The organism is Labrys sp. E2SS-1L (genome assembly GCF_057073705.1).
Genome location: NZ_CP172714.1, coordinates 59018 through 82127, shown reverse-complemented (window position 1 = coordinate 82127; position 23110 = coordinate 59018). Strand labels below are relative to the sequence as shown.

Sequence of the window (23110 nt, the reverse complement as noted above, 5' to 3'; positions counted from 1 at the left end):
TTGCGCTACTTGATGTAAGTCGTGACATCCTCACCGAACCACTTCTGCGAGATCTTGCTCAACGTGCCGTCGTCCCTGAGTTCCTTGAGCACCTTGTTCACGTCCTCGGCGAGTTGCTTGTTTTCATCCGATTTGTGAATCAGGAAATAGGTGTTCTCGATGGAGACGGGTTCACTGGCCTTGATCTCGAGCTTCTGGTTTTCAATGACGGTCTGCTCGCCTAGGTTCGAGGGCAGGATCAGGGCATCATACTTGCCGCTTTGGACTTCCTTCAGGCGATCTGGATAGGGAACACCCGCGCTCGAGGCGGTGATGTCGATCTTGTAGCCGGGGTTTTCCTGCTGCCACTGGTTGACGAATTTATAGACACCGCCGCCGGCCGTGACCGGCACAATCCGCTTGCCGACCAGATCCTTCATGCCGGTGATGGTGCTATCCTTGCGGGTATAGATCTTCATCAAGCTGGCCCCTTCGGGATTGTCGGGGATCAGGAACTGTTTCAGCCGGTTGGGAGACTTGAAGTAGCCGCCGACCGCAATGTCATACTTGCCAGTGGCCAGGCCGGTCTCCTGCGCGATATCCGAGACGCCTTCCATGGCGAACTTATACTGCGGCAGCTTGGCATTGACCGCTTTCAGAAGATCCGGCTCGTATCCTTGCGGCTCAACGCCGATCGCCCCCCAAGCCAGTGGCTTGGACTCTGCGGACGTGGCAATCTTGATTGTGCGGGGGGAGGTCTGAGCATAGCCAGGCCCCGTAGCGACAAGGGTGATCGCCATGCCGCCAAGGAGCGCAAGGCCGAACAGACGACGTGACGTCGATTTCGCAGCAGACATTTTAGGCATCCCCTCTCATTGGAATGTGCGCTCGGAATTGAGGAACTGGGCAAGGCGTGGATTGGCGGGCGTGTCGAAGATCTCGGATGGACTGCCTTCGGCCGCGACGACGCCCTGGTCCATGAAGACGATCCGGTTCGAGATGTTCCTTGCAAATTGCATCTCGTGGGTCACGAGGAGCGAGGTGATGCCCGACGACGTGACATCCTTGATCACCTTCAAAACCTCGTTGACGAGCTCGGGATCCAGCGATGATGTGGGCTCGTCGAAAAGCATCACATCCGGTCGAACCGCCAACGCCCGCGCGATGCCGGTCCGCTGGAGCTGCCCTCCCGAAAGCTGTGAGGGATAATTGTCTTTCTTGTCGGACAGGCCAACGCGCACAAGTTCCTGCAAGGCGATTTCACGCGCCTCGTCCCTGGATTTGCGCTGCACCACTATGAGCGGATCCATCACATTTTGAATGACCGTCATGTTCTTGAAGACGTTGAACTGCTGGAAGACCATGGCGGTGCGAAGGCGAATAGCCTGCACGGCTGCCTTGTCCGCCCGCTGGTAGTCCATCCTGATCTGATCGAAGGTGATGGTTCCGGACGCAGGCTTGACCAGATAGTTGATGCATTTCAGCAGCGTGGTCTTGCCCGTGCCGCTGGGGCCGATGATCGACACCACGTCGCCACGCTTTACAGTGAGGTCGACACCCTTGAGGATCTGCGTCTTTCCGTAGGACAGCTTGATGTCTTTGAGTTCGAGCATGTCAGATGGGTGTCCTATTTGGGAAGCTGTTCGGAAAGCGGTACGCCAGCGCCCAGTTGGGCAGCCGCGCTCTCGTCGTCCGCCCATTCATCGCCAAGAAGTTCCGGCGTATCGAATGCCTTGAGATCCGCGAAATGACGCTCACGGTCTGCCACGAAGAGCGCTCTCACGATGCCGCGCGCCAGCCGGTCAGCCCCCTCGCTGATCGCTGGGATGTCGCCCGTCAACTTGCCGTGGCTCATGGTGGCTGGAAAGTTGAAGCAGTGAATCTGCGCCAGTGCCGGACAAGCACCCGGCTCGTCTTCAAGAAATTCGAATGCCTCTCCAAGATCAGGGGAGCCTTCGAGTTCACCGTTGCGCATGTCGGCAGGTGCCGGGAAGCGATCACGCCACAAACGGATGTGGCCTGCGACGGCGGCGAGTTCCGGCCGACTGGCCAGATCGATCTTGAAGCCTGTGCCGAAGATCAGGAAATCGATGGGATAGCGCCCCTTCGGCGTGGTCACCACGAGGTGATCGCCTTCCTGCTTCAGAGCATCGATCGGGCTACCCAGATGGAGATGGGCCTGGGCAAATGCGCTGACACGCTGGACACTGGTGCGGGGCGGAGGTGTCTGCTCGCGCATGGCATAGTCGAGAAATCGCCACTTCCAGTCGTCAGGCAGCCCTGCAAACCCGTGTACCACGCCTTGGCTTCCGATGCCGGTGAACTTGTTGATGCGGGGCAGGCCTGTCCGGCGCACGAACATGTTGAGGCGAGCCGCGCCTGCTTCGAGTGCTGCAGCGGCATTGTCCATGGCCGAAGCTCCGGCACCGATCACACCGACCCGCTTGCCGCGCAACGCGGCAAAATCAATCATGTCGGCGGTGTGAGCCCAGAACTTCGGATCAATATCGTTGGCGATCGGCGGCACGAACGGACCGCCAAGACCATCGCGGCCTGTCGCAAGCACCACATGGCGCGCGATCAGGCTGTTGGCCCGGCCATCCTTGCGGCAGATGACATCGAGCAGGCCGTCTGCACGCGGCACGATTGCCTCGACCGTCGTCGCGTTGCGCACTGGCAGATCAAGCACGCGACGATACCAGATGAGGTAATCCATCCATGTCTCACGCGGCGCCTTTTCAAGCGCGATCCATGCCGCATGTCCATGCAATGCCTCGAAATAGGCACGGAAGGTGAGAGCCGGCAGACCCATCGCGGGTCCTGTCAATTGCTTGGGCGAGCGAAGCGTACGCATCCGAGCAAAGGTGACCCAAGGCCCCTCGCGACCGGCCGGCGCCTTGTCGAGGACCACGTGGTTGGCCACACCAAGCCTCTTCAACATGGCGGAGGCGACAAGCCCGGCCATGCCCGCGCCGAGGATGACGACATCCATGACGCGATGGCCATCGACCTCACGGGACGGCACCCAGGGCTTGGCCGGAAGTTCCAGCCAGGCGAGATCCTGGCGAAGGCGCGCCTCAAGGGCTTCAAGACCGATCGGGAACTCCGAAAGATCGCTCATGACTCGCCTTCCTCGGGCGACGAGTTCTGCCCGTAGACGGTATCGGCCAAGGCCTCGGTCCCGCTCGAGTCGAGCAGGCGGCATCCCGGCATGATCAATGCTGCTGCGCGCGCTGCCTCGATGAGGGCAGCGATGGTTGGTGTGAGCGGCAGTGCTGCAGGTGAGATGGCGCCGAACAGGAAAGGAATGACGTGGTCGATCGGGCGTATCACGACACCGTTGAGCGGGACGCCGCAGACGGTCGCCGGTTCGACGATGGCAATGCCCAATCCCGCCCGGGCCAGCGTGAGCGCCGTCATTGAAGCGTTCACATCGATGAGCCGCTGCGGCTTGACGTCGGCGGCCGCCAAGGCTTCGTCAACGCGGTGCCGTAAGCGATAGGGGTTTGCCAGCGTGATGATGCAACGGTCGGCAAGATCGGAAAGTTTGACGACCTCGCGATCGGCCAGTGGATCGTTCGCGCCGATGGCGACGACGCACGGTGCCTGTGCAATCCAGTGAACATCCAGGCCGGGATGTTCGAGCGGTAGGCTCGCGATGCCGAAGTCGGCCGAACGAGCAAGCACCGATTGTATGACGTTCTCGGCCGCCAGTGCCTGGACGTGAAGGTGGCTCGGAATCAGGCCCTGCGGCACGGCTGCAATAGCCTGTGGCAAAACGCCTGCTGCTAAGGACGGCGTGGCTGCGATCGTCAGGGTCTGCGGCTCATCAAGAGCGATGGCATCCGCTCGCTCGCGAAGATGGGTCAGGCTTGCGAGATGACGCTCCACCTCGGCGTGAAAGAGGATGCCACGTGAAGTTGGACTGATACGTGGGCCGGTTCTGTGTAGCAGCGGATAGCCGATATCAGATTCCAGGTCCTGGATGAGCCTGGTGACCGCAGGCTGCGACCGGCCAAGCAGCCGCGCAGCCCCTGTGATGCTGCCGGCGGACATCACGGCTGCGAACGCTTCAAGTTGCCGTATATCGAGCGAGTTTGAATGCATCATTGACATCAAACACCGTTCTTTATGTTTGTAAAGCATGCATAAGCGAAAACACTACAAAATTAGTATATTTTTATAGCGCATGAAAGGGGTGATGCGATTAGAAATTGACATGATCGTTCCCGTCATGCCTGAGTATGTGGCCTCTAACGTGCCGAGGAGCTTGCGGTGACACTGATCGAAACTCTTGCCTCGGTGAGACCGGGCACTGTGCTCGCAGACGCCATGGCGAAGCGCGCAGAGATCTTGCGACTAAGCCAGGCGGCCCATGATGCCGTGCTCTTGCCGCGCGATCCCGGCGGCCTGTCGCACGGCCTCAGGGCAGCGCTTGCGGCCCGTATGGCACGCCTCAATCGTAACGAGGCGCTGGCGAAGCACTACGACATGTTGGTCGCACAGGCTGGCGAACCGATAACGGCGCCGCTTGCCGAGCCGGGCACAAGCGCTACCGACGAGCGTATCAACGAGATCGTTCGTCATGCCGATCGACTCACAGTCGCACCGCGTGACGCGACACGGGCTCATGTGGAGGCATTGCGCGCTGCCGGGGTGGCCGACCCTGACATCGTCAGGCTGGCTGAGCTGGCTGCCTTCATAAACTACCAGGTGCGCGTCATCGACGGCATAGCATTGCTTGGGGGCGTGAAATGAGCGAGGTCGTCCATACCTTCACGACCACAGTGCCACGCTGGCAGCCTTACGTTGTTCCTGTCGATCTTGCGAGGGCGACTGACGAACAGCGTGCTGCGATGCAGGTGACGCCCTCGAACAAAGGCATTTCGCCTTATGTGCTCACTCTGGCGCACGATCCCGAGTCGCTCGCGGTTCGTTCGCCCTTGTTCAATTTGATCATGTATGGACGTGATGGGTTGGCGGCGAGCGAGCGCGAATTGGGGGCCGTCGCTGCTTCCGTCGTCAATCGTTGCGTTTACTGCGCTGCCGTTCACGCCTCGCGCTTCAACGGCTTGACGAAACGGTCTGATGTCATCGAAGCCGTGTTCGCGAATGGTCTCGAGGCGAACCTCGATGAACACCTTCAGGCAATCTTTGACTTCTCGGCACGTCTGTCGACCACGCCGCCCTCGGCGACGACGACCGACGCACAGGAGCTTGCCGATGTCGGGCTCGACCATCTGGAGTCACTCGACCTCATCCTGTCTGCGGCAATCTTCGGCTGGGCGAACCGATTGATGCACACGCTCGGCGAACCGGTGAAGGACTAGGTCACATACCCATAAACGGGCTTCCCAGAGAGGCGGCATTCTGATTCATTGATCTCGACCTCGGAGGTTGAGATGGCACGCTTTGACTTAACGGATTTCGAGTGGTCGGTGATCGAGCCGCTTCTGCCGACGAAGGTGCGCGGGGTTGCACGTGTGGACGATCGCCGCGTTCTGAACGGCATCTTCTGGCGCCTGCGCACCGGAGCGCCATGGGCGGACATCCCTTCTCGTTATGGGCCCCATACGACCTGCGTCAACCGCTTCAACCGGTGGCGCAAAGCCGGCCACTGGGCCCGCATTCTGCAAGCCGTATCAGCGGCTTATGACGGCGATATCCAAATGATCGATGCCTCGTCGATCCGCGTTCACCAGCACGCCGCCAACGGCCAAAAAAAGACGAAAGATCCCGTTGCATGGGTCGCTCGCGCGGCGGCCTGACCACCAAGATCCACGCCCTCGTCGACACCGAAGGTCGCCCGATCCGTCTGAAGCTGACCGAAGGCCAGGCCCATGATGGACGGTCGGCCGCCGACATGCTGGATACGCTCGAACCGGGAAACACCCTTCTCGCAGACAGAGCTTATGACAGCGATGCCTTGCGCGAGGAGATGGCGGGGCGCGGCGCGTGGGCCAACATCCGCGCCATGCCCAATAGGGTTAAAACCTTCGCCTTCAGCTCTTGGCTCTACCGCCAGCGCAACGCCGTTGAACGCTTCTTCAACAAACTCAAACACTTCAGGGCCGTCGCAACCCGATACGACAAGCGCGACGACAACTTCCTCGCCTCAGTCCAACTCGCTTCAATCCGCATCTGGCTGCGAAATTATGAGTCGGTCACCTAGCACTACTTTGGCAGATTAAGTGCTTGTTAAGTTATCTGATCAATGCTGATCGCTTGAGGAGGGTCCCGAGCGATGGCAGAGGCGGATGTTACGCTGGCGGAGTGGCTAAAGCCGTTCGTTGAAGAGCTGGGGCATAAGAGGCGTCGCCAGATGTGCCCGCTCTACATTTCCGGCTTGATCGGCCCGGGTGAACGCAAAAGCATGGAGCCGATGGCGGAACGCCTGGCGCTGGCACAGTACGACCGGCTGCATCATTTTATCTCGGATGGGATGTGGGATAGCGCGCCGCTGGAGGCAGAACTGGCGGTGCAGGGCGACCGCCTGGTGGGCGGGAGCGATGCCTTTCTGGTGATCGACGACACCAGCCTGCCGAAGAAGGGCGAGCATTCGGTCGGGGTGGCGCCGCAATATGCTTCGATGCTCGGCAAGCGTGCCAATTGCCAGACTCTGGTCTCGCTGACCTTAGCTCGCGAGGAGGTTCCCGTTCCAGTCGGTCTGCGGCTGTTTCTGCCAGAGAGTTGGACCAGTGACCTGGAACGGATGGCCAGGGCCGGCGTTCCCGAACCCAACCGCATCGCCCGCACCAAGCCCGAGATAGCGCTGGATGAGGTCGACCGACTGATCGCAGCGGGCCTGCGGTTCGGCACCGTGCTTGCCGATGCCGGCTATGGACTGTCGGCTCCCTTCCGCCAGGGCCTGAGCGCCCGCGGGCTCAGTTGGGCCGTCGGCATTCCCAAACACCAGAAGGTCTATCCGGCCGATGTCTCCTTGATCTTCCCGGTCGCTGGCCAAGGTCGGCCGCGCAAGCATCCCATCCCCGACACGCTCTCGATCGCAGCCGAGGAGGCTTTGCTGCAGACGAATTGGAAGAGGGTAAACTGGCGGCGCGGTACGAAAGCGCCTCTGGCGGCCCGCTTCGCCGCCTTGCGCGTGTGCGTCGCCGATGCCAACCCCCAGCGCATCCTCGACAAGGGACAACAACATATGCCGGGCGAAGAGGCTTGGCTGGTCGGGGAATGGCGCTCCTCAGGGGAGCGCAAATATTACCTGTCCAATCTACCCCTCGAAACGCCTCTCAAGGCCCTGGCGGGCGCCATCAAGGCGCGGTGGGTGTGCGAACAGGCTCATCAGCAGATGAAGGAAGAACTCGGTCTCGATCATTTTGAAGGACGATCCTGGCAGGGCCTGCACCGCCACGCCCTCATGACTATGATCGCCTACGCCTTCCTGCAGCATCGGCGTCTGCAACAGCAAGAGGACGCGGGGAAAAAAACGAACGAGGGAAGGACCGCCCCAACCAACCCTCCCAGCCATCAGGCGCGCTGTCATCAAAGCACTATACCCGATCAAATCCTTCCATCGATGTCCCAACTGCCGCATCCGCTTCAGCGGAGCGTCTCCTTGAATCTGCCAAAGTAGTGCTAGGGCGATCCGCCACCCGAAGAGTGGCAGATTTGCACGGCTTGAGGCGTAGCAGGCAGATTGATAGCGTAAGTAACAGCCCCCGGCCTTTACGCAGACTGCCTGAGAGGCTTTCTCTCATCTGCAGGATCGCGCTCCTCGCGCCGTCCAGGCGAAAGGCGACGGGTTGCCGATATAGGGCGGAAGGATCGACATGGAAGCCCGTGCGATCATCCCCCTTTTCCAGATCGCGAAGGTTCGGTTTGCAGATCGGCCCGACCTCCCGGATAAGCGCCGGAAGCTGTCGCGCACCCTCTCGGTCACTAGGAAGTCCCACGATGGAGTGGATCAACGATCTGGCAAGCCGAGCAAAGGAATTTGGGTGCCGGGCTTGCCCATAGTATCGTTTCCATCGAACTTGAGATCAGCGATAGTCAGTCACCAGGTTTTGCGATCTCTGCTGATCCTCCATTGGTTGTTCCATTGTATGCTACGCTTCACATGTGATGCAGCGGCGGTAAATTGTAGGGTCTTCAGAATCGAAATCAAAGGACATGGTGGCGGAGTGCTTGGCTTTTGCAGCCTTATGAAAGTCCGCTGTTAAAGTCATCGCTAAAAAGGGGGACGGGGTATGAAATACCATTTTGACCCACTTCGATCATTTTCTGAAAGTCATGCGCTCATTGGCAAAGCCTTGGACCTAGCCCCCGAGGCCGTTGTCCTAAGTGAGCGTACGCTTCGACGGATCGAGCCGGAAAGATTGGCTGGGTTCCGCCAACACTACCGCAGGCAGCTGAGTTCCTTCGATCCGGCCAGCCAGTACAAATTTGCAGAGCTCCCGGTGTGGACGGCCAGTATGGCCCAAATTGCCCTTGCGCTTGGATTGCATGCATCGGGCGCCGTTTCTGTGTTGGACATTGGCATGGGGGGAGGGGCTTTTTCAGCCATCCTCGAGACGCTCGGACACCGGGTCGTGGGAACCGATATCGAAAACCCTTGGTACCGGGATCTGTGCCATCTGCTGGGGGTCAAGCGCGTGATATGCCCGGTCGAGCCATACAGGCCCTACCGAGTCCAGGGCGCTCCCTTCAACCTCATCACGATCCTCAGGCCGACCTTTCACCGAAAGACGGTGGATGGCAGCAGGCAATATTGGGGTGAGGCAGAATGGCGTTTTTTGTTGTGCGACCTCATACGAAACAACTTGGCCAAAGACGGAAAATTCTTCCTGATGATGCCATATGACAAAGCGGGGAACACAGAGGCCGGCCCGTCCTTCCTGATGGAATGGTGCCGGAAGCGGGGAGCAAAGCTTATCTGCGTTTCTGGGGAACGCGTGAATTCTATCTTGATCGAAGGCGGGGCCCTTTCGGCCTTTCGCTAGCCAACGATCGGAGGCCGCCGGGATGATCCGACTTCCCAATACGGTCGGCAGGCTGTCGCCCGTTATCGCCCCAGCATCTCGCGTGGCGCAGGGGCGCTTGAATTGGCCTCCTAAGCGCTTCTACAGCTATCGTGGCAATGCTTGGCATCTCCGGAAAATGAGAGGGTTGAAAGTGTATGGCTCCCGTAAAGGGGCAGCGGGCAAGGATCGTCGCCTGCTCCGCACGAGGGTTTGCCGGTACCTCGCCTTCCAGCAATGTTTCGGAAGGTCTTTTTTGCATTGTCACGATCGTTTGGTAGGTTACCCCGCCGGCTGTCGTCAGGCTTCCGGTACCCCGGCCGGCAAGATATTGCGCAATCTCAAGCCGGTCGGGGGTCGTCCTGCAGAAGATCCTTGCGCTTCAGGTGCCCCATGGGGGAGTGGAAGAGGAACACCGTGAGCGGTCTTTCCCGGGGCTGAGGCCGGGGATGGTTTCACCAACGGAAATTCCCGTAGTTCAATCGTGACGTGGTCAGATATGCAAGTGAAAGGCCTGAACTCGTTGACCTGCATGCGCCATGATCGGTTCAAACAGAACATAGTGTTTCTCCGCCGCATCCAGACGAGTTGGGAAAAATGAATCAAACTTCCACTGTCGATCCGGCTGTTTTTGCCTATGTTCGTACCGTCATCAGCATCATTGTCGGGCTGAGTATCGGTCGGTTACTCACGGGCATTACTCGCTTCATTCAGCATCCAAAACAGCAGAAAATATTCGCTCCACATCTTACTTGGACATTCTTCCTGCTTGTCTATGTAATTCATTTTTGGTGGTGGGAGTTCCATCTGCAAGTAGTTCAGTGGAATTTCGCAATTTACAGCTTCGCTGCTTTATATGCGAGTTTGATATTTCTGCTTTGCACACTTTTGTTCCCAGATACGATGTATGAATATAAAGGGTTTGAGGATTATTTTATATCTCGGCGAGGTTGGTTTTTCTCTATACTTATCGCAATTTTTCTTCTCGATATCGTCGACGGCAGGATCAAAGGAGCTGACTATCTTTCGTCACTCGGAGTGGGTCTATGGTTCCGGTTGGCCTTCTATGTCGCTGGCAGCGCTATTGCCATGGCGAGCAGCAATGTGAGATTGCAGACAGGTTTTGCAGCCATTGCATTGATCTGCGAGCTCGGCTGGGCGCTTTCAGAATATTATACGTTGATGTAGTGTGATTGCTGCAGTGGATGTGCCGTCGGCGTTCCTGCCCTACTACGTCGGGCAGTCGTGCCTCATTGGCCGTAAAGGCTTGGATCATCAAGAATGAGTTCAATGCCTCGGGGATCCGTGCAAACTCGTGGGCCGGATCTGACCTCTAGGCTTGGTGTCACAGTGCTATTTCAGGCTGGTATGAAGCGCTGCCGAATAGTGTACGCGAACACCAAAGGCGTCTTGAAGATCGAACGATAGGTGTCGGGATCGTTTGGTGGCCTTGGAACATGCGACGGAGGCGCTCTTCAGGCCCGTCGCAACTGGTGTTCTGCAACGTGATCGGATTGCCTACAGACTCCCACGACTGCACGATAGCGTTGATATCAGCCGCAACAATGAAGGCGGGTCGATTGAAGCAGTTGGCTTCGTTCATCGCAAACGTTTATTTTCTACGAGATTTGGGACGGCCCGCGTTTTTCTGACCCAGTCCCATGGTTTTGGCCAACTCAGAGCGGTGCTTGGCATAGTTGGGTGCAACCATCGGGTAGTCCTCGGGCAAGCCCCATTTTTCGCGATATTCCGCGGGCGTCATGCCATACCGAGCTTTCAAGTGACGCTTGAGCGATTTGAATTTACCGCCGTCCTCAAGCGAGATGAGGAAGTCAGGTGTCACAGACCTGCGAATCGGCACTGCAGGACTTGGCTTTGGTACCTCGACAGCAATCACTTGCTCACCACGGGCGAGACGGTCAAGTGCCTGGTGGGTGTCGGCAATCAGTTGCGACAAGTCGTTTGCCGAAACGGAATTGTTGGTGACATAGGCCGAGACAATATCGGCGGTCAGTTCAGTGATGAGCATTGCACAGATTAGCCTTGTGAAAATGCGATATCTTTAAGGAATTATCCGATGATATTCGGCCAAATTAAGTCTATAATCGATCAATTTTGTGTCACTCACTGTTAAGCTTGGCACTGATTGCTGCGACGGCGAACTCTCAGCTGGGTGACGATCTCATCCGAGGGGAGCACACGGACCAGAAATTTATCTTCAAATCCAAATATCATCGGCACTAACTCTTTGTCACTCATAGATCTGATCTTTTAAGGTAGTGGCGAGGGTGAGAAAAGTACGCTGGATCAGATGTGTTTGATGGGTCGCTGTCGTTTCATTGCCGAGGCTATGATGCTGACCGCTTTAATGCCGGTCGAGCAGCATCAAGATTGGAAAGATAAAGGGCCTTCAGTTGCATGTTTCGCCGTGGCAGGCATGTCCTCATGGTATGCGGCTCAAGGCGAGCGCGATATCGATCGGCACGCACAAGCGCTCAGCCACATCCGGGCTTTGAGCCGAGTACAAGCGCTCCAGCGCGTTGGATTGTCGTGCCGGAGGCTCGGGAGGAGAGGTTGAAGCCTTTCCATGCCGGCGAGTAAGAGAGGGCAGATCAATCAGATGCCGTTCACACCATCGCTTCAAATTCGTTTCGAGTTGCTCGGCATCTGCCGCACGCATCTCTGTCAGGCTGGTAATTTCCAAGCCGGGCAAACGGAGGTCTTCATCCACAACGATGCCACCATTTTCGAAGGGTGCACCATACGAATAGCTGATCCTCGGTTCGAGACGAACAAAGATTGTCTGCCCTTGTGGCGCCTCCTGGGTGAATGCCAAGAGGAGTGACCTGGGAAGCTCGCGCAGAAGGTGACTCTTGCGCCTTTTGTCTATCGCTTCAAAAGCACGTCGCTCGTCACCCTTCAGTACGACCGCAATGAAAGACGGCACATCGGGATCGCATACCAAATTGATGTTGTTGACGGATTCCGCGACTTCGAAAAGAGTGCGCTTCTCAGCTGTCAGTGGCCAAGCGCGCGCCTTGGTGAGACGCGCGCCGAGGGTGGACAGCAAGAGTAGCTCGGCATCCGCAGCGTTATAGTGGTCCTGAACAATCTGAAATATCCGATCCTCGATCATTACCCTCTCTTACTACCTTGTCTGGCACTCCACATGGACCGGCTTACGCCGTCGACAGTCTGGTCGAACAAGTAGACGATCATCGATGAGCCAAAGCCGGCAAATTCGTAGTCCCTATCTGATGTGTTGTCCTTATTGCCCTATCTGCGAGACACTGGCACCGGCACTGACGATGCCCACGCCCCCGCCGATCATCTGCAGGAACTTGGCGAGATCGGTCGACGGTGCGTTGGAGATGTAGAGCACGTCCTTGTTGCGCATCAAGAAGCGCTGCGACCACACGAAGGAACCCGGATTCTTCATGTCGAGGCGATAGACGACGGGCACGCTGCCCGAACGATAGCCACCGGATGTCGCGCCGCCCCTGAGTTCGCGAAAGGCAGCTGCATCCTCGTAGCGGAATACGAAGACGCCGCTCGCATCCGAACGCGAATCGTTCAAGCCGCCCGACTTGCCGATGGCTTCGGCGAGGGTGACCCTGTCGCTGGTAAAATCGATGGTGTCGTTCTTGCCGGTGGCGCCGAGCACCGTGAAGGTACGCGGCTCGCGATAGATGAAGAGCTGATCGTCCGCGCGCAGATAGATGTTCTCGCGCGGATTGGAGACCAGGGAGGTCAGGCTTTCCACGCCCGTGCGCGACCCCCGCGTCAGGCGGACGAAGAGGTCGTGGGCCGCTGCCTGCGGACCGCCGGCCAGGGCGATCGCATCGAGCACGCGCGTGCCCTTGACGGCGAGGGGGAAGCGGCCGCCCTGGCCGACTTCGCCGGAGACCGTGACGAGATTGGCGGCATTCTGGGTGAGGGTGACCAGCACCTGCGGCTCGATCGCCTTGGACGACAAGGCGCTGACGATGGCCTGGCCGACCTGGGCCGGCGTACGGCCGGCGGCGACGACGCTGCCGGCATAGGGCACGTTGATGCGCCCGCCGCGATCGATCTGCTGGGGCGGCAGCTGCACGCTCTTGCTGCCGGCGCTGCCGGTAGCGTCGGAGGTGCCGAACAGGCCACCCGAACTCGCCTCGAAGATCGAGACCGACACCATGTCGCCGATGCCCAGCGTCCCGCTCGACGGCGGGCCGCCTGCCGCGAAACTGCCGAGGAAACCGGTCGGGCGATGCCGCGACAGTACGGTAACCGTCCCGGCATTGACGTCGAAGATGGAATAGGGACTGGCGACGCCGCGCGACTGCGCACCGCCATTCTGCTGACGGCTCAGAATGGTTTTGGCCGTGGGGCCAGCATTCGGCAAGCTGGAACAAGCCGCAAGGCTGGCGGTGATCAGGAGAATGATTGGAATACGCAACACTTCGACATCACTCGCTTTTTAACGGCGCCATTTGAGAGGGGGGAAAGCATAAATAGAATAACGTACCTGCTGAGTTGATCTATCTCAGATATTTATATCATACTGTCGGTATTCTCCGGGTTGTTTTTTGATAAACAATGCAGGAGTGGCTCTCTATGAAGAGAGTTGCTTATTGGGAATGCTTCTGCTTGGGGCTGTATTCTTGTGTTCTGAGCAGCACCAGGCCAGAGCGTGGTTTGAGCTCGACGGGGCCGCTGATCGACTGGCCAAACATGTCGTGCCAGTTGCCGGGAGGCGGCTGGACAGTCGTGGTCGCGCTGCCGGAGAAGTTCACAGCGACATAGCCCTTTTGATAGTTGCGCCAAGCAAGTGTACCCTGCAGTTGCGAGGCCTCGCTTGGCGCGCCAACCGGCGGGTCGAGATTGGGATATTCCACCCAGCGACCACTGTCCTTGTGCGACAGCACGGCGAGGTAGCTGCGATTGTTGCGGTTCACCAGGAAACTGGCAACGATCCAGGACAATTCGTCATTGTCGAGAGGCGTGGGTGATGTCATGCAGGTGTAGTTGATCGAGACATAGGCCCGGTTGCCGCGAGACTGAATAAGATCGCGCTTGAGGTGCCAGATATTGTCGACAACACGATGACTGCAGCTATCGCTGAAACCACCCTCGTCAACCCAGATATCCGCCAAGTCGATCAGCGCCTTGGTTTGGGCGGGTTGGTAAGGGTCAACCTTGGCATTCAGGGCGACGAGTCCCCCCCGCTGATGAATTTGTGTGGCGAACCAGCCAATATAGTCAAGCTTTTGCGCGGTATAGGCCGGATCACGCGACTGCCCGCTGAAGAGTTGTACCCATTTGCTGTCGCGCCATACTCCGCAGCGTTTGTCAGTATTGGGTAAAGCGACATTGTCGAAAGCGATGGCCCGATAACCCTTAGCCAGGGCTGGCTCGATATAGGTTTTCAGCAGATACTGCCGGACGTCAGGATTACTGGTGTCCAGTGGCGCATAGGAGCCCCACGAATAGGTGTAACCGTAGGACGGCGTCTGCCGGTCGCATTGGTAGGTGATCCAGCTAGGCTGATTGGCCTTATACCAATCGGCCGTGTGGGCTCGATTGAGATCGCGTTGATTGGGATAGTAGAAACTGTCGAGCACGCTGGAGGAGCGCAGGGGGGCTCTTGACCCCCATACGAACCCGACATCGGGCAAGTTGGTGGATGAGGCCATGCGGTTGTTGAAGATCTGGGCCTTGGGAATATGATCCGCGATCTCAGGAGTAAGCTTGTCTTGCTGTCCCAGGGCCGGAGAAGTTGCGATCAGGGACAGAATTACAATGGCGGCAGGATGGCTCCTCCTGACTAACCGCGTACTGGATTTTTGATTTGAGTGGAGCCGAGAAATCCTCTTGTTGCCCGCTGTTCCAGAGTCGGAAAGCCAATGCTGAGGAAAGTCGGGTTCGAAATATGACGGGCTTTGTCGTTGTTGGGTGATTGAAGCAGCCTTGGTCTGTGGAAGATGCACGATCCATCGGTCGATCGCCTGCCTGGCATCCGCAGCCTTGGTATCTTGTTCGGTCATTCGCTTCATGCGTTGTCGCCTCGCGGATTAGCGGTCGAGATAGGCATCGACGGTCAGTTCCAGCATGCGGCGCATGGAAAAGCGTTCGCGGGACCATTTCGCCACATTGGCGGCGAGTTCCGCGCGGTCCTGATGATCGCGGCGCCAGGCCAGCACTTCGCCGGCGATGGCATCCGGTTGCAGATTGTCGATCGAGGGCAACACGGTGCCGCTCACTCTCGGCATCAGCGTTTCGGCCGCGCCGCCTGCCGGCGTGGTCACGACCGGAACCCCGCTGAACTGGGCTTCGATCAGCACGTTGGGCAGGCCTTCATGGCGCGACAACAGCAGGAAGACGTCCATATGCGACAGCCAATGGCCGACGCGGGGGGAGCGGCCGGTGAACAGCACGCGATCGGCGATGCCCAATTCCTCGGCATAGGCGGTCGCCTTGCCGAGCAGGGGGCCGTCACCCACCAGGATGAAGCGGGCATCGGGCACGCGGGCGGCGAGGCTCGCGGCGGTCTCCAGCCAGAGCAGCGGGCGCTTGTTGTCGTCAAATCGCATGACCGAGCCGACGGTGAAGCCGGCCTTGACCTCGAAGCTCTCAAGCTTTTGGGTCAGGGCCAGGGTCTTCTCGTCGGTTGCCGTGCTCAGGGGATCGAGCCCGTTGGGAATGATGCGCACCGAGCCGCGCGGCAGTTTGAGCCAGGCTTCGTAGCGCTCGCCGGCGGCCTGGGAATTCGCCACGATGGCAACGCCCCGTGCCGAGAGCAGCGAGCGATAGACCGCCTCATATTCAGGCTTGTTGCGTTCGAAGCGATCTTCCGGCGGCAGCGTGCGCACGCCGAGCAGGATGCGCGGCACGCCGGCCAGCAGGGCGGCGAGGCCGGTGGCGAGGACCGAGCCGTCCTGCCAGATATGCACGATGTCGGGGCGGATATAGTTCAGTGCGTCGGTAAGGCGGACCACGCCCGTCCGCATCTGCGTCGGAAGGTGGTCGAGGAAGCCGATCAGCTCCTTGACGCGGGAATAGCGCGGGCGTCCGCCATATTCGGCAAACAGCGAATATTCATGGATCTGCAGGCCCGCTTCCACGAATTGCGGCACGAAGAAATCGGCACCGGCACGCGAATGCAGCGAGCTGCAGACCACATGGATGGGGCCCATGATGTCGGTATCGGCGATCGGGCTGGCCGAGTGGATCGCCCGGTTCAGGCCGAGCGCCGTGTTGGTGAACTGGCGTTCGGCCCCGCCCGATCCCAGGCTGCCATTGATCAGCACCACCGGCCCGACGAAGCGGCGCGGCTCGAAGTCCGCGGTCGCCGCCCGCTGGGCGATGGCCATCTCGAACACGCGCTCGATCACCAGATTGGGCAAATGGTCGTCGCTGTCGGCGTGATCGGGCACGAGTTCGCTGAGGCTGCGCAGGTCCTGTTCGATCCGCGCCTGCGTCTGGGCGATGTGCTTGGTCTCGCCGAACTTGTCGCGTGCGAACTCGATGATCTCGCGCGCCCGCATCGGCTGTCCCAGCGAGACGTAGAGGCGTCCGAGCGCGACCAGCACGGATTCGGGTGTGTTGTCCATTTCGACGAGCTGGCCGAAGGCGGCCTCGGCGCCGTCGAAATCCTTCAATTCGATCAGGCCGCGGCCATAGATCAGCAGCTGCGAGGGATCTTCCGGCTCTTCGGGGAAGCGCTCGCTGTGAAGTGTCCTGCCGGCATCGACCCCGTCGATGCGGATGGTCCAGCGCAGCACGCGGAAGAAGGCTTCGCGCGAGGTCGGGAAGCGCTCGTCGATGCCGCGCCAGACCAGGAGGGCACGCGGGTCCTGCACGCGTTCGAGCGCCCGGGCGACCAGGGCCTGGAAGCGCTCCTCGCGCGGATGCTTGATCACATAGGGAAGCAGCTTGTCGAGGGCCTCGGTGAGTTCGGGCAGCCGGCGCATCGCGTTGGAGATGTCGCGGGCCCGGTTGACTTCGGCCGTGGTCACGCGCTGCACGCCATTGCCCGCGCGCAGGCCGTTGGCCACCGCGGCCGAGACGATGTCGCGTGCCGAGATCTCGTGGGCTACCGGTGCCGACGTGGCGCCGCTTGCGCCGGCGTCATCCACCGGCTGCACGGCAGGCTGGGTGCGGAAGGCCATCATGACGAGGGAACCGCCCGGGCCTTGCGGAGCCGTTCGACCAGCGCGTTTGCCGATGACAAGGCGCGCCACTCCTCAGCCCGGCTCGCGCTCTTCTCCTGCTGCGCATGGCGCAGCGAAGCGTCACCGGCGAGCCGGCGCAGCGTTTCGGCCAGGCCGTCCTCGCCGTCCTCGATCCAGACCGCGGCATTGCCCAGGATGGCGCGCGCCACCGGGCCGTCGGACGCCACGATGGTCTTGCCATGCATGAGGGCATCGACGAGGTCGAACCGGGTCCGTTCGCTCCGGGCCACACCCGCCAGGGCGGGCGTGACGAAGATGTCGATCGCCTTGTAGGCCTCGGCGATGGAGCCGACCTTGGGACGGCCGGGGAAGAGCACGCGCTCGCCATGGCCCATATGACTCAGGCGCTCATGCAGCTTGAGGAAGCGCGAACCCACGCCGAAAATCGCCAGCCCGGCGTCGATCCCATGGCCTACGAGCTTGTCGAAGGCGTCGGCGATGCCGTCCAGATCGAGGTCGTCATAGGGATCGCCGACATAGCCAAGGACCAGCCGGTCCTTGAGGGCCGGGTCGCTGCGCCAGGCGGGAGTCTTCTCGTCGTGCTTGAAGGCGGGTGCATTCTCGCCCAGCAACAGGAGCTTTTCGGCCGGCACGCCCCGGGCCGAGAGGGCCTCCGTGGCGCCGGGCCAGCGGGCCAGCATCAGGCTCGCCTCCGCCACCAGGACGTCGTCCGCCTGTCGAAAGAGCGCTTCGCGGTCGTTGGCGGGCGCGGCATCCGCCGTCGATGCCAGGCGCTGGCAGTCGAGAACGAGATCGGCGCCCGTCATGCGGGTGGCGATGGCGGCGGGATAAGCCGCCTCCAGCTCACCGGATACCATGATGATGTCGGCTTCCAGTGTCCTGGCGATCCGTCCGAGCGCCACGCCGGCCTCGCGGGCATATTGATCGATGATGGCCGGAGCGGCCTCTATCGGGGCCATGCGATGATAGGCGATGCCATCCACCATATCGGGGCCGGATTTGCGCGAGGCGCCAGTGTTGCGGACGGGATAGCCGGGCTGGGTCACCACCCGCACCGAACAGCCAAGGCTCGTCAGATCCTGGGCCAGGGCATGCGTGCGCATGCTGGTGGCGGACCAGTGATAGGGCAGGGATTGCGGCACATAGAGCAGGATGTTGAGACGCGTGCCCTGTGCCTTGCGCGATACGGGCTTGGGCAGGCGAATGCCCTGGCCCTTGAACCGTTCGAGCGCCATCAGCTCTTCATAGCGGCGCGTTTCCGTCGCATTGAGGGCAGCGCCGGCGCGCAGGGCTTCCTGGAGAATGGCACTGGCCTCGTCGATCGAGCCGGTATCCATGAGCGTGAAGGCCAGGAGCTTGATCCGTCCCTCGTTCGGGTCGGCCTCGGCGGCGGCCTTGGCGAGCGCGACGGCCGCGGCCGGATCGGCGGTTCTGGCCTGCTTGGCCAGGTCGAGCAGCACGCGCGACAGCACGCTGCCACGCGGGCGCTGGTCGTGGATCCAGCGCTCGGCTGCGGTCAGGCCGTCCTTCTGCGCCTTGGCGAGGGCGATCTCGGACAGCTGCAGATATTCGGGGGCTGCACCGGTCGGCACCAGATCGGCCGGCAGCGAGAGGGAATGACGATAGTCGCGATACCATTCGGCGATGCGGGCCGGCAGGCGCATGCCATCGCGCCAGCTCGAAAAGCCGGTCATCATCACCTGGCCGAGCCGGTATGTATGGCCTTCGCGCAGCTTGGCGATGCGCTGCTCGGCGTGTTTCCAGACGCTGCGCGTGTCGAGCACGGCCAGTTCAGCGCTACGCTTGGCCTCGCGATAGACGTCGAGGTCGCGTTCCAGCTGCTGCAGCCGGGTGGTGAGTGCGACATTGTCCTCGGCCAGGGAACGCTCGGCCAGTTCGGCTTCGAGTTCCCTGATGCGCCGTGTCGCAGCCGCCTCGCGGTCGAGCGCGGCCTGGAGCTCGGTGTCGGAAGAAGAAGCCTGCAACGTTGAAACGGCTGCAAGATTGGCTTTATGGCGAGCGGGGGCAAGTCCGAGCTTGTTTTGTCTTGCAGGGGTATCGCCACCTTGATGCAGTTTTTGTGCACCAGCCATTGTGTTCCCCTTTCTTGTAGATCAAGTAGCTAGATTCAGGTCCAACAAGCTTTGCAGGCTCTTGCTGGCACTGTTGTCCGGCGCGAGCTCGCGGCTGCGGGCGATGGCGGACGTGGCTGTGGCGACATCGCCGGCCCGGTGGCTCGCGCGCGCCAGATGCAGCCAATGGGCGGCCGAGTCCGGCTTGAGCTCGAGCACACGCTGATAGTAGTTGGCCGAGTCGGCGAAGGCGTGCGTCTGGTAGAGATGATGCGCCACCGCCGTCAGGGCCGGCACGTTCTCCGGATCGATCAGGAGCAGGAGATCGGCGACCTCGGCGGCCTCTGCCGGCCGCTTTTCCCGGCGATGGGCGCTAAGTTCCTTTGAAAGGACGGACGAGATCTTGCGGCGCAGCACCTGCAACTCGTCGTCGTCCTGACCAACCTTGGATAGCAGGGCCAGGTGAAGCGCTGCCTTGCGCGCTTCACCGCCGCGCAGCGCGAGCTTGCCGGCACGGCGGACGCGATGGATAAGGCGAGGCACATAGTCAGCGTCGGCATTGGCAACACCGACACGGTAGAGAGCGGCTAAGCCTTCATATTCACACTCGGCCTGTTCCGCAGTCCGTGCGACACGTTTTACCATTTTTGCATCGTTGGGGGCCGCTTCCAGCAATCTGGTCCACAAATGCAAGGCACGTGTCGCGTCGCCATCGCGTTCGGCTGCGGTCGCCAAGCGCTTGATCGCAGTGGAATGTTCAGGATCCACGCTCAGAACCTGCTCCCAGGCAGCCACGAAGGCGACTGGATCCTGGTCGAGATCCCTAAGTCTGGCTCGCTCGACAACATCTGAACGAAGTGCAGAAAGGCGCTTACGCAAGATGGAGTCAGTGGGGGCGACTGCTATGCCCAGACGCAGTACGCGCCGATACCCTTCATGATCGCCCTCGTGCTCGAGGTCTGCCGCCGATTTGCCAAGATTGGTTGCGATGCGCTTGGCAATCTCATCGAAGCCATCAATATCGCTGGCGTTTGCATGACGAATGGCGATCAGGACTTTGGCGGCGCTTTCGACTCGACGGTTGCTCAGAAGTTTCTTGGCTGCCAGGAACGCGGTCGATGGATGGGTTTCGGCAGCGGCGATTGCCGATTGTGCGACCTTGTCGAGCAGCCCGGCACTGATAGCCGCCCGCAGGCGCATCTTCAAGGTGCTGGCATGGTTGGGAGAAAGAGCGAGCAGATCGTTGGCCGCCGCTATGACCCCTTCCCAGTCAGAAGACTGCCAGGCATCGCGTACCGCTTCGAGGTGGCCACGCAATTCCGAGGCGGAAGGAGCCAGGCGTCGCCCGGGCTGTCCCCAAATGGCAGGGCCGGGGATGACTCTGTCACTTGAGGAGGCTACCGAGATAGTCTTGGTTGCAACATCCATCTTCATGTCACTCATCGTATCGCACCTCGATAGGTGACGGAGTTTCGATCATAAGGACCAAACCTCAGATCCTGCGGTATGGGCCTTGTTTTGGAACATGCTGTCTCAAGCGAGGAATACGCTGCAGTGAAAATGAAATTTACCTTAGTGTATCTAGTAATTTGTGAAAAATTTAGCATATTAAGCCGTTCCTCAATAAGAGTTCGTCCAGCATTAAGAGGGATGGTTTTTATATAGAGAGAGTTCATGAGGAAAATACGGCTCTATTCGTATCTTCTACGCTGCTCCAGTAGGGTATTTTATCTTTTTAATTTGGCGTCTTTTTGTATTCCCGATAGATTCGGATGGTTGTGAGCCAGCGAGTAGTTCGACAGTCTGGCCTACCATACGCGTTGTCGAGAAACGCTCGGAAGCAATTTGCCGGATGCGGTCCGCAAGGCTCGGATCCGAATGCCGCCAGTCGACGACGTGCCCGACCTTGGCGCACAAGGCGTCGAGATCGACGGCCTCGACCGTGTCGGTGGCCAGCCCCGTCACACCCGGCGTGAAGGTTTCGCAGGCGCCGCCTGCCGGCGTGGTCACCACCGGAATGCCAGCGAGCTGGGCTTCGATCAGCACGTTGGGCAGGCCCTCGAAACGCGACAGCAGCACGAAGGCATCCATCTTCGCCAGCCAATAGCCGACGCTGGCCGAACGGCCCACGAACAGGATCCGGTCGGCGATGCCGAGTTCGGCTGCACGCTGGCGTACGCGGGGCAGCAGAGGGCCGCTGCCGACCAGAACGAAGCGGGCATTCGGACGGGCCTCATGATAGGCGTGGACGAAATCGATCCAGAGTTCGGGGCGTTTGTCGACATCGATGCGGAAGACGCCGCCAATTGTCTCGGTGGCATCCGCGGTGCGGCGCTGGAATTTCTGCCAGCGCTCCTCGTCGGTCTCGTTCGGCTCGGGCGGCAGGTGCTCGACCCCGTTGTGAACGATGGTGAAACGCTCCTGCGGCAGGTCGAGCCACTCGCAATAGGCCTTGGCGGCCGCATGGCTGTTGCTCATGAACTCGACGCCGGGAATCCGAGCCAGGGCCCGATACATCGGCTCATATTCACCCCGGAACAGATGGGGCCGCAAAACCGGCGGCAGGCCGCGTACATTGAGGACGATGCGGGGGACGCCGGCCACGAGTGCCGCCAGGGCAGCGAACAGGACGGCGCCGTCCTGCCAGATATAGGCGACCTCGGTTTCGTGCCGCCGAAAATGCTCGACCAGGCGTTGCGTGCCGAAGGCCGCATGGACCGGCACCAGGGACAGCAAATGCCGGAGATCGCTCTCCTCGGGCACGAGTTCCGCCGGGCGGGCCGACGTCATGTTGTCGATCTGATAGGCCTCGACCTGCTCGCAGGCGATCATGGGCAGAAAGAAGTCGTGGTTGTTCCTGGGGCTGAGCGATTTGACCACGACCTGAATCGGACCGCGGATCTGCCGGCCGGAGATGCTGCCGCTTTCGCGCCGGGTGCGTTCCAGCCGGGCTGCGGTTCGGGCAAGCTGGCGTTCCGCTCCGCCGGTGCCGAGGCTGCCTGTGATAAGCGAGACGGAGCCGAGCCGGCCTGGCACCACCGAACGCACGGATCGGTTGCGGAAGATGTCGATGGCCGCCCTCAGCACCACGATGCGGGCGGGGATGCCGCAGGTCTGCCAGTCCGGTACGTGCCGGCCGAGCACCTCCATGCCCTTGCGCAGCTCCTCGGCCATGACCGAGGCGTTCTTGGGGGCTTGCCCGGTCGCCAGCAGCCGGTCCAGGATCAACAGAGCTTCGGTTAATTCTCCCCATTCGCGCAACCGCTTGGCATAGACGAGCGGCGCGTTCTTGGAATCCGGGAAATCGGCCAGGGTCGAGACGAACAGCGCCTTGGCTTTGGCGATTTCACGCAGTTCGACGAAAAGCTCGGCCTTGCCGAGGCGACGATCGACGTCCGAGGGCACGCCGGGGTAATGACGCTCGAGGATCTCGAGCCCCTCGGCAATGCGCTGATGCCGCGACAGCCAGCGCAGGCGATATTGCAGGGCCCGGTAATTGTCGGGGAATTTTTCGTGGACGCCGGTCCACAGCTCCAGCATGCCCTCGCGGACACGGGTCATCTCGGCGACGAGAGCGTGGGAGAGATTGACGTCCAACTCCCCCGGAAAGCGGGAGAGCAGATATTTCAGGCGCGGCAGCGCAACCTGGGCGGTTTCGACATTGTCGGCACGCTTGACCAGATCGGCGCATTCGGCGCGCACGGCCTGGGAGTAAACATCGGTTCCCGAGAGCCACGCATGTCCAGTATCCTGGACTGCGAGTAACGGCGCGCCTTCTGCCTCAGACGATGAAAATCTGTTAGGGATCAACGGGGCCACCTACAACGCTCTTTTATTGCAATGCTACAAAGGGGGAATCCTAGGAAATATAGGAGTCTGACAATATAACAACTTCTGTATTTTCCTCTGA

Annotated in this window: 18 protein-coding genes; 6 read left to right on the top strand and 12 right to left on the bottom strand. The window is 60.3% G+C overall.

All coding sequences use genetic code 11. The features are described 5' to 3' along the window. Positions 1 to 5: 5 nt before the first annotated feature. The 4 genes from ACIGJE_RS33230 to ACIGJE_RS33215 are packed head-to-tail and all read right to left on the bottom strand — an operon-like array spanning position 6 to position 4095. The gene (locus ACIGJE_RS33230) at positions 6 to 836 is read right to left on the bottom strand and encodes a transporter substrate-binding domain-containing protein (protein ID WP_483681502.1); all 831 of its coding nucleotides are present in this window, start codon (positions 834 to 836) and stop codon (positions 6 to 8) included. Positions 837 to 851: 15 nt separating this feature from the next. Then, positions 852 to 1592, bottom strand: a complete 741-nt coding sequence (locus ACIGJE_RS33225; RefSeq protein WP_483681500.1) for an amino acid ABC transporter ATP-binding protein — start codon at positions 1590 to 1592, stop codon at positions 852 to 854. 14 nt (positions 1593 to 1606) lie between these two features. Continuing rightward, positions 1607 to 3100, bottom strand: coding sequence for an NAD(P)-binding domain-containing protein (locus ACIGJE_RS33220; RefSeq protein ID WP_483681498.1), 1494 nt, complete (start codon positions 3098 to 3100; stop codon positions 1607 to 1609). Next, complete coding sequence (locus tag ACIGJE_RS33215) at positions 3097 to 4095, bottom strand: LysR family transcriptional regulator (RefSeq protein ID WP_483681496.1); 999 nt, start codon at positions 4093 to 4095, stop codon at positions 3097 to 3099. Before ACIGJE_RS33215 ends, ACIGJE_RS33220 begins: the two co-directional genes overlap by 4 nt. Positions 4096 to 4254: 159 nt before the next feature. Between ACIGJE_RS33215 and ACIGJE_RS33210 the strand changes: the two genes are divergently transcribed. From ACIGJE_RS33210 to ACIGJE_RS33185, 6 genes are all read left to right on the top strand, one after another. Further along, entirely contained in the window at positions 4255 to 4737 is a 483-nt protein-coding gene (locus ACIGJE_RS33210; RefSeq protein WP_483681494.1) for a CMD domain-containing protein, read from the top strand. Next, positions 4734 to 5309, top strand: a complete 576-nt coding sequence (locus ACIGJE_RS33205; RefSeq protein ID WP_483681492.1) for a peroxidase-related enzyme — start codon at positions 4734 to 4736, stop codon at positions 5307 to 5309. The genes ACIGJE_RS33210 and ACIGJE_RS33205 overlap by 4 nt, the downstream gene beginning before the upstream one ends. A gap of 72 nt (positions 5310 to 5381) precedes the next feature. Then, positions 5382 to 6151 (top strand): IS5 family transposase gene (locus ACIGJE_RS33200; RefSeq protein ID WP_483681490.1). Its coding sequence is split into 2 segments (ribosomal slippage): positions 5382 to 5696 and positions 5699 to 6151, totalling 768 coding nucleotides; the frame shifts between segments, so codons are not numbered across the junction. Between the two features lie 72 nt (positions 6152 to 6223). Then, positions 6224 to 7570 carry an IS701 family transposase gene (locus ACIGJE_RS33195; RefSeq protein ID WP_483681488.1) on the top strand — a complete coding sequence of 449 codons (1347 nt, stop codon included), beginning with the start codon at positions 6224 to 6226 and terminating at the stop codon, positions 7568 to 7570. 613 nt (positions 7571 to 8183) lie between these two features. Further along, positions 8184 to 8936, top strand: coding sequence for a hypothetical protein (locus tag ACIGJE_RS33190; RefSeq protein WP_483681486.1), 753 nt, complete (start codon positions 8184 to 8186; stop codon positions 8934 to 8936). A gap of 615 nt (positions 8937 to 9551) precedes the next feature. Further along, the gene (locus ACIGJE_RS33185; protein WP_483681484.1) at positions 9552 to 10142 is read left to right on the top strand and encodes a hypothetical protein; all 591 of its coding nucleotides are present in this window, start codon (positions 9552 to 9554) and stop codon (positions 10140 to 10142) included. Positions 10143 to 10566: 424 nt separating this feature from the next. Here ACIGJE_RS33185 and ACIGJE_RS33180 read toward each other — a convergent pair whose 3' ends face one another. From ACIGJE_RS33180 to ACIGJE_RS33145, 8 genes are all read right to left on the bottom strand, one after another. Next, the gene (locus ACIGJE_RS33180; RefSeq protein ID WP_483681482.1) at positions 10567 to 10983 is read right to left on the bottom strand and encodes a Ros/MucR family transcriptional regulator; all 417 of its coding nucleotides are present in this window, start codon (positions 10981 to 10983) and stop codon (positions 10567 to 10569) included. 414 nt (positions 10984 to 11397) lie between these two features. After that, entirely contained in the window at positions 11398 to 12090 is a 693-nt protein-coding gene (locus tag ACIGJE_RS33175; RefSeq protein WP_483681480.1) for a hypothetical protein, read from the bottom strand. 132 nt (positions 12091 to 12222) lie between these two features. Next, positions 12223 to 13395 carry a polysaccharide biosynthesis/export family protein gene (locus ACIGJE_RS33170; RefSeq protein WP_483681478.1) on the bottom strand — a complete coding sequence of 391 codons (1173 nt, stop codon included), beginning with the start codon at positions 13393 to 13395 and terminating at the stop codon, positions 12223 to 12225. 169 nt (positions 13396 to 13564) lie between these two features. Further along, positions 13565 to 14989, bottom strand: coding sequence for a hypothetical protein (locus tag ACIGJE_RS33165; RefSeq protein WP_483681476.1), 1425 nt, complete (start codon positions 14987 to 14989; stop codon positions 13565 to 13567). Between the two features lie 18 nt (positions 14990 to 15007). Next, positions 15008 to 17107: a glycosyltransferase gene (locus tag ACIGJE_RS33160; RefSeq protein WP_367626730.1), complete on the bottom strand. Its 2100-nt coding sequence runs from the start codon at positions 17105 to 17107 to the stop codon at positions 15008 to 15010. After that, positions 17104 to 19113: a glycosyltransferase gene (locus ACIGJE_RS33155; RefSeq protein WP_483681474.1), complete on the bottom strand. Its 2010-nt coding sequence runs from the start codon at positions 19111 to 19113 to the stop codon at positions 17104 to 17106. Before ACIGJE_RS33155 ends, ACIGJE_RS33160 begins: the two co-directional genes overlap by 4 nt. A 129-nt stretch (positions 19114 to 19242) precedes the next feature. Continuing rightward, positions 19243 to 20634 (bottom strand): tetratricopeptide repeat protein, encoded by a 1392-nt coding sequence (locus tag ACIGJE_RS33150; protein ID WP_483681472.1) that lies wholly within the window; start codon positions 20632 to 20634, stop codon positions 19243 to 19245. 270 nt (positions 20635 to 20904) lie between these two features. Continuing rightward, on the bottom strand, positions 20905 to 22902 hold the full coding sequence (locus tag ACIGJE_RS33145) for a glycosyltransferase (protein ID WP_483681470.1): 1998 nt from the start codon (positions 22900 to 22902) through the stop codon (positions 20905 to 20907). Positions 22903 to 23110 lie beyond the last annotated feature (208 nt).